The organism is Allobosea sp. Tri-44, from assembly GCF_004123845.1.
In the GTDB taxonomy this organism is placed as follows: Bacteria; Pseudomonadota; Alphaproteobacteria; order Rhizobiales; family Beijerinckiaceae; genus Allobosea.
Genome location: NZ_NBDP01000064.1, coordinates 156,483 through 171,809 on the forward strand (window position 1 = coordinate 156,483; position 15,327 = coordinate 171,809).

The 15,327-nt window shown below is 66.9% G+C and carries 13 protein-coding genes; 10 read left to right on the forward strand and 3 right to left on the reverse strand.

Annotated elements, in window-relative coordinates; all coding sequences use genetic code 11:
* Positions 1 to 39 precede the first annotated feature (39 nt).
* The 8 genes from rimP to B6S44_RS28565 all read left to right on the forward strand — a co-directional run bounded on the left by rimP (position 40) and on the right by B6S44_RS28565 (position 10,039).
* A complete protein-coding gene (rimP, locus tag B6S44_RS28530) occupies positions 40 to 738 on the forward strand; it encodes a ribosome maturation factor RimP (protein ID WP_129160390.1) in 699 nt (232 codons plus the stop codon).
* 5 nt (positions 739 to 743) lie between these two features.
* Entirely contained in the window at positions 744 to 2,339 is a 1,596-nt protein-coding gene (gene nusA, locus B6S44_RS28535; protein WP_129160391.1) for a transcription termination factor NusA, read from the forward strand.
* Positions 2,340 to 2,356: 17 nt separating this feature from the next.
* Positions 2,357 to 3,046: an RNA-binding protein gene (locus tag B6S44_RS28540; RefSeq protein ID WP_129160392.1), complete on the forward strand. Its 690-nt coding sequence runs from the start codon at positions 2,357 to 2,359 to the stop codon at positions 3,044 to 3,046.
* Complete coding sequence (gene infB, locus B6S44_RS28545) at positions 3,043 to 5,880, forward strand: translation initiation factor IF-2 (RefSeq protein WP_129160393.1); 2,838 nt, start codon at positions 3,043 to 3,045, stop codon at positions 5,878 to 5,880. The genes B6S44_RS28540 and infB overlap by 4 nt, the downstream gene beginning before the upstream one ends.
* A 100-nt stretch (positions 5,881 to 5,980) precedes the next feature.
* On the forward strand, positions 5,981 to 6,427 hold the full coding sequence (locus B6S44_RS28550; RefSeq protein WP_129160394.1) for a hypothetical protein: 447 nt from the start codon (positions 5,981 to 5,983) through the stop codon (positions 6,425 to 6,427).
* The gene (gene rbfA, locus B6S44_RS28555; RefSeq protein ID WP_129160395.1) at positions 6,420 to 6,869 is read left to right on the forward strand and encodes a 30S ribosome-binding factor RbfA; all 450 of its coding nucleotides are present in this window, start codon (positions 6,420 to 6,422) and stop codon (positions 6,867 to 6,869) included. Before B6S44_RS28550 ends, rbfA begins: the two co-directional genes overlap by 8 nt.
* Positions 6,856 to 7,797, forward strand: a complete 942-nt coding sequence (truB, locus tag B6S44_RS28560; protein WP_129160396.1) for a tRNA pseudouridine(55) synthase TruB — start codon at positions 6,856 to 6,858, stop codon at positions 7,795 to 7,797. The genes rbfA and truB overlap by 14 nt, the downstream gene beginning before the upstream one ends.
* A 172-nt stretch (positions 7,798 to 7,969) precedes the next feature.
* Positions 7,970 to 10,039, forward strand: a complete 2,070-nt coding sequence (locus B6S44_RS28565) for a methyl-accepting chemotaxis protein (protein ID WP_129160397.1) — start codon at positions 7,970 to 7,972, stop codon at positions 10,037 to 10,039.
* Between the two features lie 8 nt (positions 10,040 to 10,047).
* On the opposite strand, the gene B6S44_RS28570 is transcribed toward B6S44_RS28565, so the two are convergent.
* A complete protein-coding gene (locus B6S44_RS28570) occupies positions 10,048 to 10,947 on the reverse strand; it encodes an AraC family transcriptional regulator (RefSeq protein ID WP_129160398.1) in 900 nt (299 codons plus the stop codon).
* A gap of 300 nt (positions 10,948 to 11,247) precedes the next feature.
* Here B6S44_RS28570 and B6S44_RS28575 point away from each other — a divergent pair, with 300 nt between their 5' ends.
* Complete coding sequence (locus B6S44_RS28575) at positions 11,248 to 11,634, forward strand: Atu4866 domain-containing protein (RefSeq protein ID WP_129160399.1); 387 nt, start codon at positions 11,248 to 11,250, stop codon at positions 11,632 to 11,634.
* Between the two features lie 37 nt (positions 11,635 to 11,671).
* Here the strand turns inward: B6S44_RS28575 and B6S44_RS28580 are convergent, their stop codons facing one another.
* Positions 11,672 to 12,283, reverse strand: coding sequence for an NAD(P)-dependent oxidoreductase (locus B6S44_RS28580; protein WP_129160400.1), 612 nt, complete (start codon positions 12,281 to 12,283; stop codon positions 11,672 to 11,674).
* A 117-nt stretch (positions 12,284 to 12,400) separates the two neighbouring features.
* On the opposite strand from B6S44_RS28580, the gene B6S44_RS28585 reads away from it, so the two are divergent.
* Positions 12,401 to 12,772 (forward strand): winged helix-turn-helix transcriptional regulator, encoded by a 372-nt coding sequence (locus tag B6S44_RS28585; RefSeq protein WP_206735268.1) that lies wholly within the window; start codon positions 12,401 to 12,403, stop codon positions 12,770 to 12,772.
* On the opposite strand, the gene ligD is transcribed toward B6S44_RS28585, so the two are convergent.
* On the reverse strand, positions 12,773 to 15,325 hold the full coding sequence (gene ligD, locus B6S44_RS28590) for a DNA ligase D (RefSeq protein ID WP_129160401.1): 2,553 nt from the start codon (positions 15,323 to 15,325) through the stop codon (positions 12,773 to 12,775). It abuts the gene before it with no gap.
* Positions 15,326 to 15,327: the final 2 nt, after the last annotated feature.

The window sequence follows — 15,327 nt, forward strand, 5'->3', positions numbered from 1 at the left end:
GAGAACGCGCGCGCCGCGGGAGATGGGCGAGCCATACGGATGGGCGAGCAGAACGGCCAGGACCAGGAAGCACGGATCGTCGTCGAGAGCGGCGTTGCCGCACGCGTCGCCACGATCATCGAGCCGGCGATCATGGATCTCGGCTATCGGCTGGTGCGCGTCCGCGTCACCGCCCAAAACGGCTGCACGGTCCAGATCATGGCCGAGCTGCCCGATGGCACCATGAACGTCGAAGGTTGCGAGGCCGTGAGCCAGGCGGTTTCTCCGGCGCTCGATGTCGACGATCCGATCCAGGCAGCGTATCATCTCGAAGTGTCGTCGCCAGGCATCGACCGGCCGCTGGTCAGGCCCAGCGACTTCGAACGCTGGGCCGGCCATCTGACCAAGATCGAGACCAGCGAGCCCCATGCCGGCCGCAAGCGCTTCCGTGGCATCCTGCGCGGCGCCAGTGGCACCGATGCCCTGCTGACGCGCGACGATGCCAAGACGGAAGAGGAACGCGACGTCGCGATCCCGATGCGGCTGATCGTCGAGGCGCGCCTGATGCTGACGGACGCGCTCATCACCGAATCGCTCAGGCGCGGCAAGTCCGGCCTGGCGCCGCATATGCCGCCTGCCGACGAGATCGCCCAGCCCGTGCCCGGGCGCGGCAAGTCGCTCGGCCCCCGCGATCCCAAGGCCCGCAAGCCGGGCAAGGGTGCCAAGGGGCCAGTGCAGAACACACAGGAAGAGGAGTGAGCGCCATGGCTGTTAGCGCCAACCGGCTCGAGCTGTTGCAGATCGCCGAGGCGGTCGCCCGCGAGAAGTCGATCGACCGCCAGATCGTGATCGACGCGATGCAGGACGCGATCGCCAAGGCGGCGCGCTCGCGCTACGGCGCCGAGACCGACGTCCACGCCGAGATCAACGCAAAATCAGGCGAGCTCAGGCTGGCGCGCCATCTCCAGGTCGTCGATCTCGTCGAGAACGGCGCCGTCGAGATCACGGTCGACGAAGCCAAGCGCCATAACCCGGCCGCCCAGGTCGGCGACGTGATCGCCGATCCGCTGCCGCCGTTCGATTTCGGCCGTATCGCCGCCCAATCGGCCAAGCAGGTCATCGTGCAGAAGGTGCGCGAGGCCGAGCGCGACCGGCAGTACGACGAGTACAAGGACCGCATCGGCGAGATCGTCAACGGCGCGGTCAAGCGCGTCGAATACGGCAATGTCTTTGTCGATCTCGGCCGCGGCGAGGCGATCATCCGCCGCGACGAGATGATCCCGCGCGAGACCTTCAAGGTCGGCGATCGCGCCCGCGCCTATGTCTACGACGTGCGCCGCGAGCCGCGTGGCCCGCAGATCTTCCTGTCGCGCACCCATCCGCAGTTCATGGCCAAGCTGTTCGGCCAGGAAGTGCCGGAGATCTATGACGGGATCGTCGAGGTCAAGGCCGTCGCCCGCGACCCGGGCTCGCGCGCCAAGATCGCGGTGATCAGCCGTGATTCCTCGATCGACCCGGTCGGCGCCTGCGTCGGCATGCGCGGCTCGCGCGTGCAGGCCGTGGTCGGCGAGCTGCAGGGCGAGAAGATCGACATCATCCCGTGGTCGCCCGATGTCGCGACCTTCGTCGTCAACGCGCTGCAGCCGGCCGAGGTCGCCAAGGTCGTGCTCGACGAGGAAGCCGACAAGATCGAAGTCGTGGTGCCGGACGAGCAGCTCTCGCTCGCCATCGGCCGCCGCGGCCAGAACGTCCGCCTCGCCTCGCAGCTCACCGGCTGGGATATCGATATCCTGACCGAGGCCGAGGAATCGGAGCGCCGCCAGAAGGAATTCCTGCAGCGCACCGAGCTGTTCATGAACGCGCTCAACGTCGACGAGACGGTCGGCCAGCTGCTCGCCTCGGAAGGCTTCCGCTCGGTCGAGGAGGTCGCCTATGTCGAGCCGACCGAATTGTCCTCGATCGAGGGCTTCGACGAGGACACCGCTGCCGAGATTCAGAATCGCGCCCAGGAGTATCTTGCCGCGATCGAGGCCGAGTTCGACGAGAAGCGCAAGGCGCTCGGTGTCGAAGACGAGCTGCGTGAGATCGAGGGTATCACCACCGCGATGATGGTGGCGCTCGGCGAGAACGATGTGAAGAACGTCGAGGATCTCGCCGGCTGTGCCACCGACGACCTCGTCGGCTGGACCGAGCGCAAGGATGGCGAGAACACCCGTCATGCCGGCTATCTCGACGGCTTCGACCTGTCGCGGCAGGACGCCGAGGCGATCGTGATGGCGGCACGCATCAAGGCGGGCTGGGTCGAGGCACCGGAGCCCGATGCCGAGATTGAAGCCGAGGCCGAGGAGTCGCAGGCCTGAGCCCCGAACGGCGCGAGATGAGCCGGCGCGGCCTGCGCGAGGGTCCGGAGCGGACCTGCGCGCTGACGCGGCAGGCGCGGGCGCCGGAAGATCTGATCCGCTTCGTGGTCGGCCCTGGCGATGTGCTGGTGCCGGACATCAGGCGCAAGCTTCCGGGGCGCGGCGTCTGGGTCTCGCTCAGCGCCGCTGCGGTCGGCGAAGCGGTGAAGCGGCGCGCCTTCGAGCGCTCGCTGAAGACGAAGGTGACGGTGTCGCCTGATCTGGCCGCCGAGGTCGACGCCCTTCTGACCAGGGATGCGATCCAGGCGCTGGCCATGGCGAACAAGGCGGGACTGGTCTCGACCGGCTTTGCCAAAGTCGAGGCACAGGCGGAATCTGGACGCCCTGCTGCGGTGATCGCCGCCAGCGACGGCGCCGAGGACGGCAGACGCAAGATCGGCCAGGCACTCCGGCGGGCGGCGACGCCGAAAGAGATACCGGTCGTAGCGATTTTCGCTGCGACTGAACTGGAACTGGCGCTCGGGCGTGAGCATGTGATACATGCAGCGCTTGCTCCGGGTCCGGCGACTGAGGGTTTCCTCGCGCGCTGGCGTCGGCTCGTCCGCTATCGGACGAACGATGCTGGCGAAACGGCGTTCATGGACCCGACTGAATCCGACGCACGTGACCAGACGAAGACCGAACCGGTAGGACCGAACGCGGAATGAGTGATACCAAGACCCCAGGCGACAAGACCTTGAGCGTGACGCCTCCCAAGACGTTGTCGCTGAAGCGGCCTGTCGAACAGAGCACGGTCCGGCAGAGCTTCTCGCATGGGCGCTCGAAGCAGGTCGTCGTCGAGGTCAAGCGCCGCGCCGCCGGCCACGAGCCGGCTCCGGCTCCGGTAGCGCGCGCGCCCCAGCCGCCTCAGGCTGCTCCGGCGCCGACGCGGCCACAACCGCCTCAGGCGGCCCCCCAGGTCAACCGGCCGGCCAGCGGCATGCTTTTGCGCACGCTCTCGGACGACGAGAAGGATGCGCGTCAGCGCGCCCTCTCCGATGCGCGCGCCAGCGAGGCCGAGGCCCGCTCCCACGCCGAGGAGGAAGCGCGCCAGCGCGCCGCTCGCGAACAGCGTGAGCGCGCCGAGCGCGACGCCGCCCAGGCCCGCCAGCGCGAGGAGGAAGACCGCCGCCGGCAGGAAGACGAGCACAAGCGCCGGGCCGAAAGCGCAGCCCGCCAGCGCATGAACGAGGAAGCTGCGCCGCCGCGGCCCGCGCCGGTGCGCGATGCAGCATCTGCCAGCGCTCCCCCGGCCTCGACCTACGCACAGACGCCGCGCCCCGCTCCTTCGGGCCCGCGGGAATCGCGCGAATTCGGCGGGCCCCGTCCGCCGATGCGCGATGTCGGCGCAAGGCCGCCGAGCCTTGATGTCCGCCGTCCGCGCGCCGACACGCCGCGGCCGCCGCGCCCCGACGCCAATGCAACGGCCGAGCCGCTCGTCGCGCGGCCCGCTCGGCAGGCCCCCTCTTCAGCCGGCGCACCGCGCAGCCGTCCCGATGACGGCGAGGCGCGTCCCGCTTTCCGCCGTCCCGGTGGCGCTCCCGGCGCGCCCCGAGGCGCGCCCGCCCCTGCGCCCAAGACCCCGAAGGTCGGTGAAAAGCCCCGCGGCCGCCTGACGCTGTCGACTGCGACCGGCGGAGACGATGAGCGGACCCGCTCGCTCGCCTCCTTCCGCCGCCGCGTGCAGCGCATGACGGGCCATCGCGCTTCGGACGTCGCCAAGGAACGCGTGATGCGTGAGGTGATCATCCCGGAGACGATCACCATCCAGGAACTCGCCAACCGCATGACCGAGCGGGGCGTCGACGTCATCCGCCTGCTGATGAAGCAGGGCGCGATGCACAAGATCACCGATGTGATCGACGCCGACACCGCCCAGCTCGTGGCCGAGGAAATGGGCCACACCGTCAAGCGCGTCGCCGAATCCGACGTCGAGGAAGGCCTGTTCGACACGCCGGACACCGACGAGGCTTTGGTTTCGCGTCCGCCGGTCGTGACCATCATGGGCCATGTCGACCACGGCAAGACCTCGCTGCTCGACGCGATCCGGCAGACCCATGTCGTGACCGGCGAAGCCGGTGGCATCACCCAGCATATCGGCGCCTATCAGGTGACGACGCCGAATGGTTCGAAGGTGACCTTCATCGACACGCCCGGCCACGCCGCCTTCACGGCGATGCGCGCCCGCGGCGCCAAGGTGACCGACGTCGTGGTGCTCGTCGTCGCGGCCGATGACGGCGTGATGCCGCAGACGGTTGAGGCCATCAACCATGCCAAGGCGGCCAAGGTGCCGCTGATCGTGGCGATCAACAAGATCGACAAGGCGGACGCCAACCCCGATCGCGTGCGCTCCGAGCTGCTGCAATACGAGATCCAGGTCGAGCCGCTCGGCGGCGAGACGCTGGAGATCGAGGTTTCGGCCAAGACCGGCAAGAACCTCGACAAGCTGCTCGAGGCGATCGCCCTGCAGGCCGAGCTGCTCGACCTGAGGGCCAATCCCGAGCGCGCCGCCGAAGGCACCGTGATCGAAGCCAAGCTCGACCGCGGCCGTGGCCCGGTCGCGACCGTACTCGTCCAGCGCGGCACGCTGCGCACCGGCGACATCATCGTCGCCGGCTCGGAATGGGGCCGCGTCCGCGCCCTGATCGGCGATACCGGCGCCCACATCAAGGAGGCGCTGCCGTCGCTCCCGGTCGAGGTGCTCGGCTTCAACGGCACGCCCGAGGCCGGCGACCGCGTCGCGGTCGTCGAATCCGAGGCGCGCGCCCGCGAGATCACCGATTACCGCGAGCGCCAGAAGCGCGACCGCATCGCCGCACGCGGCGGCGGATCGGGCGCAGGCCGCTCGCTCGCCGAGATGATGCGCGACCTCAAGGAAGGCGCTGGCCGCAAGGAATTCCCGCTCGTCGTCAAGGGCGACGTGCAGGGTTCGGTCGAGGCCATCGTCGGCACGCTCGAGAAGGTCGGCAATGACGAGGTCCGCGCCCGCGTGCTCTCGTCCGGCGTCGGCGGGATCACGGAATCCGACATCACGCTCGCCCAGGCTTCGGGCGCTGCCGTGATCGGCTTCAACGTCCGTGCCCACAAGGAAGCGCGCGAGGCGGCCGAACGGGCCGGCGTCGAAATCCGCTACTACAACATCATCTACAATCTCGTGGACGATGTGAAGGCGGCGATGTCGGGCCTGCTGGCCCCGACCCTACGCGAAACCATGCTCGGCAATGCCCAGATCCTCGAGATCTTCAATGTCTCGAAGGTCGGCAAGATCGCCGGCTGCCGCGTCACCGACGGCACGATCGAGCGCGGCGCCAATGTCCGCCTGATCCGCGACAACGTCGTGGTCCACGAGGGCAAGCTCGGCCAGCTCAAGCGCTTCAAGGACGACGCCAAGGAAGTGGTGGCGGGCCAGGAGTGCGGCATGTCCTTCGAGAACTACCAGGACATGCGCGCGGGCGACGTGATCGAGTGCTATCGCGTCGAGGAGATCAAGCGGACGCTCTGATCGGCTCGCTTGCTCCCCGGATAGTCCAGATGGCCGGGCTTTCGCCCGGCCATGACGTTTCAAACCCGTCCGTCCGGTCCGATCCCGGAGAACGAGATTTATGGCGAAGCACACTCCCATCCCGTTTTCGGCAGGCTTGGCCTTGTTCGCTGGCCTATGGCTGTGCGCGCAAGTTACACCCGCATTTGCAGAGGTTTGCGACAAGATCGTCGGTGAGGGGTGGACACCAGATCAGGGGCCAGCGGGACTTTCGCTCCAAGCCAAGCTGTTTTGGTTTGCCGGACTGGCTGCAATAGCGATTCTGGCAAAACGCTCTTGGCTTTCGGGGATTCTCTGCGTTCTCGCGATGCTTAGCCTGGTGCTTCTTTGGTTTGAAACTCCAGGGGAACCGATCTGGCAGGCCGCGATGCGGGAGGGCTGTGTTCGCCCGACCACGCTAGCGGATGTAATTCTTCATTCCGTTGCTGCTGCGACTTTTGCTGCCCTTGCGCTGTTTCAAGAGCGACTTGGGTCGGCGCCAATAAGCAAGGCTGACGCCAATGGCTAAGGCAATAAAATCAACCGGCCCGTCACAACGCCAGCTCCGCGTCGGCGAGCTCATCCGCCACGCCTTGGCGGAGATGCTGGCGCGCGGCGACATCCATGACGATGTGCTGGCCAAATACGTCATCACCGTGCCGGAGGTCCGGCTCTCGCCCGATCTCAAACTCGCGACCTGCTACATCATGCCGCTCGGCGGCCAGGACGTCGCGCCGGTGCTGAAGGCGCTGGCCTCGCATACGCGCTATATCCGCGGCGAGATCGCCCATCGCGTAAACCTGAAATACGCGCCGAACGTCCGCTTCCTGCAGGATGAGAGCTTCGCCGAGGCCGAGCGCGTCGATGCGCTGCTCTATTCGGAGAAAGTGCGCCAGGACATCCTGAAGCAGCCACTGCGCATCGATCAGGATCTACCGGACCAGCAAGACAAGAACCATGACGATGACTGACGAGAACCGCCCGGCCGAGACCGATGGCGGCCGGCTCCCGCGCCCGAAGAAGCGCGACGTGCATGGCTGGATCGTGCTCGACAAGCCGGTCGGCATGACCTCGACCCACGCCGTCGCCGTGGTGAAGCGTGCCTTCTGCGCCAAGAAGGCCGGCCATGCCGGTACGCTCGATCCGCTGGCGTCAGGCCTCCTGCCGATCGCGCTCGGCGAGGCGACCAAGACCGTCCCCTTCGTGATGGACGGGCGCAAGGCCTATGAGTTCACCGTCGCCTGGGGCTCGCAGACCGACACCGACGACACCGAGGGCCGCGTCGTCGCGACCTCGGAGGATCGTCCCGACGAAGCCGCGATCGCGGCACTGCTGCCGCGCTTCACCGGGACGATCCAGCAGGTGCCGCCGAAGTTCTCGGCGATCAAGATCGCCGGCGAGCGCGCCTATGACCTCGCCCGCGACGGCGAGGAGGTGACGCTGCAGGCGCGCCCGGTCGAGATCACCGCGCTGCGCATCGTGCGGCATGACGGCCCGACCACCACCTTCGAAGCCGAATGCGGCAAGGGCACCTATGTCCGCGCCATCGCCAGGGATCTCGGCCTGGCGCTCGGCTGCCTCGGCCATGTCGCGCATCTGCGCCGGACCCGCGTCGGGCCGTTCGCGGTCACGGAGGCGGCGACGGTCGAGGCGCTGCGCGATGGCGACGATGCCGCACAGGCGCTGCTGCCGGTCTCGGCCGCGCTGGCGCTGATCCCCGAGATCACCGTGCATCGCGACGCGGCGCTAAGGCTCAAGCGCGGCCAAAGCGTGCTGCTGCGTGGCCGCGACGCGCCGCTGGAGGCGGAGGCGGTCTACGCGGTCAGTGGCGGCGTACTCATCGCCACTGGCTCGATCGCGCAGGGGGAATTCGTCCCGCACCGCGTCTTCAACCTCTAGAAGAGCGCCCTGCGAAGTACACGCATATCGTGGTGCAATTCGTACAGAATGGAACGAACTCCGCCCGAAACAAGCGGTTTCGGGTCGAATTCGACGTCTTTTAAAGCGAAATTTACCAGTTTAGACGGGTTCTTGAGTGCTGGCCGATCTCGGCCGCCTCAAGGAGCCGTCCGTGAAGAAGCTCACCTCCCTCTGGCTACCCATCTCCAACCGGCTCGCGATAGTCGGCATCGCCATCTTCGCCGCCGTGATCGCGGCCTCCGTGATCGTCTCGATCCGCGCTGCCGACAGCGCGATGCGCGAGCGCGCCCAGGCCAGCCTGAACGTCAACATCAACCTGCTGCGGGATATTCTCACCACCAAGGGTGAGCCCCGGCTGGAGGGTGAAAAGCTTCAATTCGGCTCGGAGCTGATCAACGGCAATTTTGCTGCCGTCGACAAGGTCAAGGCGCTTTCGGGCGGCACCGCGACCGTGTTCATGGGCGACACTCGCGTCTCGACCAATGTCCAGAAGCCGGACGGCTCGCGTGCGATTGGAACGAAGCTCGCGCAAGGTCCAGCCTATGACGCCGTCTTCAAGGAGCGCCGGACTTACTCGGGCGCCGCCGATATCCTCGGCATTCCCTATTTCACCATCTACGAGCCGATCGTCCAGACATCGAACAATGCGGTGATCGGCATTCTCTATGTCGGCATCAAGCAATCGGACTTCCTGACCGTCATCGACGAGATGATCCGCAGCAACATCGTTGCCGGGCTTGTGATCGCCCTGACCGGCGGAGTGCTGCTGTTCTGGCTGACGCGCCGGATGCTGAAACCGCTCGGCCAGCTCAAGGATTCGATGCTGAAGCTGGCCGCTGGCGACCTCGCCAGCGAGCCCCCGAAACTGCGCAGCGGGGACGAGGTCGCGGCCATGGCCGATGCCGTCGCGGTGCTGCGTGAAGCTGCGATCGAAAAGGCGCGGCTGGAGACCGAAGCGGTAGAGCAGTCGGAGCGTACGGACGCCGAGCGCCGCGGCAACCAGGCCGAGCGCGAGCGCTCGGCGGAGCAGCAGCGCGACCATGCACGCCAGCAGGAGGCGATCGTCCGCGCGCTGGCCACCGGGCTCGAGCGCCTCGCCCAGGCGGACCTGACCTGCCGGATCGAGGACGCCTTCCCGGCGGAGTACGAGCAATTGCGCGCCGATTTCAACGAAGCTGTCGATCGCCTCTCTGCGACGGTCTCGACGATTCAGTCGACGGCGTTGGAGGTCGGCATGGCGGCGCGTGAGATCAACACGGGCGCGGACGATCTGTCGAAGCGCACCGAGGAGCAGGCTTCCTCGCTCGAGGAGACCGCGGCGACGACGGAGGAGCTGGCAGCTTCAGTGAAGGCCTCGGCCCAAGGGGCGCGCCAGGCCGCGGCGATCGCCGAGGAAGCGATGAAGGCAGCGCAGGACGGCGGTGCCATCGCCGGCGAGGCGGTCGCGGCCATGGCGAGGATCGAAGAGGCCTCGAAGAAGATCTCCGACATCATCCGGGTGATCGACGACATCGCCTTCCAGACCAATCTGCTGGCGCTCAACGCAGCGGTCGAGGCCGCCCGCGCCGGTGACGCCGGCAAGGGCTTCGCCGTGGTCGCCAGCGAGGTGCGCACGCTGGCGCAGCGCTCCAGCGAGGCGGCCAAGGACATCTCCGGCTTGATCTCCTCCTCGAACAGTGAGGTCGAGACCGGCGTCAAGCTGGTGCGCCGGGCCGGCGATTCGCTGGAGAAGATCCTGTCGGCCTCGCAGAAGGTCACCGGCACGATCCAGGAGATCTCGGCGGCCTCGGCCGAGCAGGCGCATGGCATCGACGAAATGAGCCAGGCGGTTGCCCATCTTGACGAGATGACCCAGGCCAACGCCGCCCTGGCCGAACAGAGCGCCGCCTCGGCCGGGGCGCTGTCAGGCCGGATCGGCGAGCTCAACACGCTGGTGGCGAGCTTCCGCACGGGGAGCGGCAGCACCCTTGCCTCGGCGACCGAATCGCTTTCCGCCGGCCCCGCGGCCCGCCCTGCAATGCGAGCGCCCGTACGCCCTGTCAGCGCCTCGCCACGATCGGCCGGCCCGGCCACTCGCGGTAGCGGTGGCGACTCCGAACCCGAACGCCTGCGCCAGCTTGCCGAGGCCGCCTTCGCCCAGAGCAAGGCCGCTCCGCAACACGCACCAGCCCGCAAGGCTGCCAACGGCCGCGTCAGCGATGCCGGGTGGGAGGAGTTCTGAGCGCTCTCTCAGCCGCTGAAAACGGCCTCGCCGCCGCGCAGTCGCGCGACATCGCGCAACGGCGGGGCACCGAACAGACGGCTGTATTCGCGGCTGAACTGCGAGGGGCTCTCATAGCCGACCTCGAAACTGGCCGAGGCCGCGTCGTGCGCGTTGGCCAGAATCAACCGGCGCGCCTCCTGTAGCCTGAGTTGCTTCTGATATTGCAGCGGGCTCATCGTCGTCACCGCCTTGAAATGCAGATGCAGCGCGGAGGGACTCATCCGCGCCTCCGCAGCGACGGTCTCGACGCTGAAAGGCTTGCGGTAGTTGCGCTTGATCCAGCCGATAGCACGGTTGACCTGCTGCAGCTTGCTCTCCGCCACCGCGATCTGACGCAGACGCGCCGCCTGCTCGCCGGTCAATAGACGATAGAGGATTTCGCGCTCGGCCAGCGGCGCGAGCACCGGGACATCAGCGGGCGAGGCGAGCAGGCCGGTCAGCCGAATCACCGCACCGAGCAGGGCTGGCGTCATCGGGCTGACCGTCATGCCCGGACCCGGCGGCAACTCCCGCTCGGCAAGAGGGGCGGCTTCCAGCATGAGCGCACTGATGGCGAGCGGGTCGAGCTCGAGCTTGACGCAGAGATAGGGTTTTTCCGGCGTTGCCTCGACGACCTGGCCGATGACGGGCAGATCGAGCGAGACGACGAGGCTATGGGCCGCATCGTAGCGATAGACCCGGTCGCCCAGAATCACCTGCTTGGCGCCCTGGGCGATGATGCAGAGCGCTGGCTCGTGCAAGCCATGCATCGGCTCGCTCGGCTGCGAAAGGCGGACCACCTTCAATCGGGCGATTGGCGTCGCGTGAACGCCGTCGGTCGGCGCGAAACGCGCGATCAGCGCGGCGAGTTCCTCGACCTGGCGCATGCGAGAATCCTCCTTCGCCAGCGACAGGCGGCCGCCTCGGCTTCGGACTTTCATATAAGGAAGCACCGGGGTTTTGCGATAGCCTGACCTCATCGCTGGAGGATCAGGCAATGATCGCGGCGGATCGATCTACCGCGCCTCGCCGGCGCCGGTGCATTCTCCGACCATACCGGCAGCGTTGCTGAACAACGGACCCACGGGGCGAACTCCTTGGCGTCCTGTGTCGGTCACTACTGACATGTTCCTGTCAGAGGCGGCGCTATCTGCACCACCCAACACCCTGAACAAAAGGAGGACATCATGCCCTTCAGCCAGGTCATCCAGTCGCTCGGCGCGATCGCGTCGATCATCGTGCCGGCCAAGCGGTCGATCCGCCCGCTCGAGATCGATCTCGAGGTTCCGGAGCCGCTGACCAAGGCCGAGCTCGCCGTGCTCGGCCGCTGGATCAGCGAAGACGGCGCCATCCGGCTCGACCTTCGCCCCAATGGTCGCTTCGGCAAGCAGCGCGACCAATCGCCAGGTCATGGCGGCCGCTACGAGGTCGATGCGGCGCAGCTCTATTTCGAGAGCGACGCCGGCCATGTCTGGAGCGGCGAGCTCCGCCGCGGCCAGCTCGCCTTCGGCGAGAAGCGTTTCCGCCGGACCCTGCAGCTGAACCCGGTCAGATTGATTCAATCTGGCCGGTAACATCACTCGATGCTGAGGCGGAACCCAGCGTCCCGTCTCAGTAGCCGACCGTAAAGCGCTGGCGCGTATGCGCCGGCTTTTCCAGCTCATCGACCAGAGCGATGGCGTAGTCCTCGGCCGAGATCCGGCTCTGGCCGTTGCCATCGACCAGGAGCTGGTCCTTGCCGAGGCGGAACTTGCCAGTGCGCTCGCCCGGCTCGATCACGGCGGAGGGCGAGAGGAAAGTCCAGTCGAGGCCACTCTCGCCGTTCAGCAGATCGAGATAGGCGCCGCCCTTCCTGGCCTCGTCGAGATAGATCGCCGGGAATTCTGTGGTGTCGAACAGCTTCACGCCCGGCGCGACCTCGAGGCTGCCGGCACCTCCGACGACGAGATAACGCTTCACGCCGGACTGCTTCACCGCCGCGAGCAGCGTCGCCGGATCGCTTGCGGAGAAGTGTACCGCGCTGATCACCGCATCGTGGCCGGCGAGCAAGGTGGCGAGCCCGTCCTTGTCGTAGACGTCGCCTTTCTTTGCGGTGATGCCGGCACCCGGCGCTACCTTCTCCGGATTGCGGACGATGGCGGTGACCTGATGGCCGCGGCTGGTCAGCTCGGCGAGCAGGCGCGAGCCGATGAAGCCGGTGGCGCCGATGAGAGCAATCTTCATGTTCTTACCCCTGGTATCTGATGGGAACCAACATCCCGATAGACACCAGATGGCGCATGTGAGATTTTTGCTCAAGAAGGCACTTTCGCGCCACAAGGTCACCTGACGGAAACCGCCATGCTGCATCGCCCCGACGCATTCGATGCCCGCTGCCCAACAAGGCAGGTGCTCGACCGGATCGGCGACAAATGGGCGGTGCTGGTGTTAATCCTGCTTGAGCGGGAGACGCTGCGCTTCAACGAATTGCGCCGGCGGATCGAGAACATCTCGCAAAAAATGCTGTCGCAGACGCTGAAGAGCCTGGAGCGGGACGGCCTAGTCTCGCGGCGCGCCTTTGCCACCGTGCCGGTCACGGTCGAATACGCGCTGACGCCGCTCGGACGCACGCTCGCCGGCACGGTCGCGGCACTGACGCAATGGGCCGAGACCCATATCGGCGAGGTAGAGGAGGCCCAGCGCCGCTATGACCAGGGTGAGGCCGCCGCCTGATCAGCGCTTCAGCGACCGCTTCGGCTTGAAGAACGCGGCCCAGGCGTCGTCGGGCGGACCCTTCTTCGTGACCTCCGGCGCCTTGTAGGCATCGGGCTCCAGACCTTTTTCCAGCAGCTCCCAGGCAACCGGCATGGCAACCGCGGCTCCGGGACGGGCACGGGTCGAGAACGGTGCGATCGCGGTCGAGCCGCGGCCATTACGGAGATAATCGATGAAGATGCGGCCCTTGCGCGCCTTCTTCGACAGGGTCGCGGTGTAGAGTTTTGGCTCGGCCTGCTCCATCGCCTTGGCGAAATCGCGGGCGAAGCCCTTGACCGCGTCCCAGTCCGCCTTGGGCTTCAGCGAGAGCACGACGTGGAAGCCCTTGCCGCCGGAGGTCTTGAGGAAGCTCTCGAAGCCGAGCTCGTCCAGGCGCTGGCGCACGGTCAGGGCCGCCTCGCGCACCCGCTCCATCGGCACGCCCTGGTCGGGGTCGAGATCGAAGATGATCTGGTCGGGCGTCTCGACCGCGTCGACTTTCGCGCCCCAGACATGGACTTCGACAGTGCCAAGCTGGACGAGCGCGGCGAGTCCGTCGAAATCGCGGATGAACAGAAGCTCCTCGCCATCCTTGTCCTTCATCCGCGAGACGGATTTGTGCAGCCCGGCCCCGGCATGCTTCTGGAAGAAGACCTGGCCTCCGACGCCATCGGGCGCGCGCAACAGGCTTAAGGGTCGTTCGACCACGAAGGGCGCCATGCGGCCCCAGACGCTGGCGTAATAGTCGAGCAGATCCTGCTTGGTGAAGCCGATATCGGGCCAGAGCGGCTTGTCGGGATTGCTCAGCGTCACGGCGGTCTCCGGTCCAGCTGCGGGCTTACGCGTGGTCTTCGTCGCGCGTTGAGCCTTGCTCGCTCCAGCCTTGAGCGGCCTCTCCTCGACCACCTCCTGCGCCGGCTTGTCCTCGCGCAGACCAAGGAAGACCGAATGCCGCAAGGTTTTCGAGGCCGTCCAGGAGCCGAAGGCGATTTCGGCGACGAGCTTCGGCTCCACCCAGACGATACCACGCTCGCGGCCTGCGTCGCCTTGGAAGGGCGAGGCTTTCGCGGCGATGGGGTCGAGCTTCTTCTTCAGCGCAGCGGCCGAGTTACGGGTGAAGCCGGTGCCGACGCGGCCGGCCGGCTTCAGTTCGTCATCCTCGTGATAGCCTAGGACAAGCGAGCCGAGCTGATTGCGCGATGCCTTCGACGGGACATAGCCGGCGATGACAAATTCCTGCCGCTGCGTGCATTTCGACTTGATCCAGTCGCGCCCACGGCCGCTGCGATAGGGCACCTCGGCACGCTTGGAGATCACGCCCTCCAGCCCCATGCGGCAGGCAAGGCGCAGCATGGTCTGGCCCGGCTCGACGAAATGCTCGGAATAGCGCAGCGGCGAATCCGGCCCGGCGGTTCGCAGCAGCTCCTCCAGTCGTCCCTTGCGGGCAAGCAGTGGCTCTGGCTGCAGGTTCTCACCGTCGAGATGGAGCAAGTCGAAGGCGAAGAAGACGAGACTCGCGGTCTCGCCGTCCGACAGGGCGGCCTGGAGGGCGGAGAAGGAGGAGATGCTGTTCTCACCCAGCGCCACGACCTCGCCGTCGATCAGCGCGGTCTCGCAGGGCAGCGCAGCGAGAGCTTCGGCGATGCGGCCGCCAAAGCGCTCGGTCCAGTCGAGCCCAGTGCGGGTGAGTAGCTTGACCTTTCCGGCGGATATCCGCGCCTGCAGCCGGTAACCGTCGAACTTGACCTCGTGCAGCCAAGCTTCGCCGGCCGGTGGCTTCTCCTGCAAGGTCGCGAGGCATGGCTCGACGAAGCGCGGCAGCGGCTCGCCCTCGATCTTTGCCGAGCGCCCCGCTGCCTTGGCTTTCATAGGCTTGGACTTGGCAACCTCGGACTTGGCACTTTTGGGCTTGCGGCCCTTCGCGGGCTTCTCATCGGTCGACCAGACGTCTCCTCCGGGATCTTCGCCGATCTCCTCGACGCTCCTGCCCGACTTCACCGAATCCGGCGCAGTCTCCAGGATGTCCTCGTCGTCACGGGCGAAATCGTCGTCGACCTTGATCAGCAGCCAGTTGTCGCGCTTCTCGCCGCGGCGGGGCTTCAACCGCACCAGATGCCAGCGGCCACCGAGCTTGTGACCTTCAAGCGCGAAGGCGAGATGGCCCTTCTCCATGCCGCGAACGGGATCACTCTCCGGGATCCATTTGCCCTCGTCCCAGACGACCACAGAGCCGGCGCCGTACTCACCCTCAGGAATCGTGCCTTCGAAGGAGCCGTATTCGAGCGGATGGTCCTCGACGTGGACGGCGAGGCGCTTCTCCCCGGGATCGAGGCTCGGCCCGCGCGTCACCGCCCAGGACCAGAGCACGCCGTCATGCTCGAGCCTGAGATCATAATGGAGGCGGCGCGCAGCGTGCTTGTGGATCACGAAGGCACCGCCGGCCTGAGCTGCCTTGCGGCGGCTGGCGGCCCCTTTCGGCTCGCGGGTACGGGAGAAATCGCGCTTCGAACGATAAAGGTCGAGATTGGCCATGG

Bases quoted from the DNA above. Each gene is read 5' to 3' on its own strand.
- rimP (WP_129160390.1), top strand. From the start codon at position 40: ATGGGCGAGCAGAACGGCCAGGACCAGGAAGCACGGATCGTCGTCGAG.
- nusA (WP_129160391.1), top strand. From the start codon at position 744: ATGGCTGTTAGCGCCAACCGGCTCGAGCTGTTGCAGATCGCCGAGGCG.
- B6S44_RS28540 (WP_129160392.1), top strand. From the start codon at position 2,357: ATGAGCCGGCGCGGCCTGCGCGAGGGTCCGGAGCGGACCTGCGCGCTG.
- infB (WP_129160393.1), top strand. From the start codon at position 3,043: ATGAGTGATACCAAGACCCCAGGCGACAAGACCTTGAGCGTGACGCCT.
- B6S44_RS28550 (WP_129160394.1), top strand. From the start codon at position 5,981: ATGGCGAAGCACACTCCCATCCCGTTTTCGGCAGGCTTGGCCTTGTTC.
- rbfA (WP_129160395.1), top strand. From the start codon at position 6,420: ATGGCTAAGGCAATAAAATCAACCGGCCCGTCACAACGCCAGCTCCGC.
- truB (WP_129160396.1), top strand. From the start codon at position 6,856: ATGACGATGACTGACGAGAACCGCCCGGCCGAGACCGATGGCGGCCGG.
- B6S44_RS28570 (WP_129160398.1), bottom strand. From the start codon at position 10,947: ATGCGCCAGGTCGAGGAACTCGCCGCGCTGATCGCGCGTTTCGCGCCG.
- B6S44_RS28575 (WP_129160399.1), top strand. From the start codon at position 11,248: ATGCCCTTCAGCCAGGTCATCCAGTCGCTCGGCGCGATCGCGTCGATC.
- B6S44_RS28580 (WP_129160400.1), bottom strand. From the start codon at position 12,283: ATGAAGATTGCTCTCATCGGCGCCACCGGCTTCATCGGCTCGCGCCTG.
- B6S44_RS28585 (WP_206735268.1), top strand. From the start codon at position 12,401: ATGCTGCATCGCCCCGACGCATTCGATGCCCGCTGCCCAACAAGGCAG.
- ligD (WP_129160401.1), bottom strand. From the start codon at position 15,325: ATGGCCAATCTCGACCTTTATCGTTCGAAGCGCGATTTCTCCCGTACC.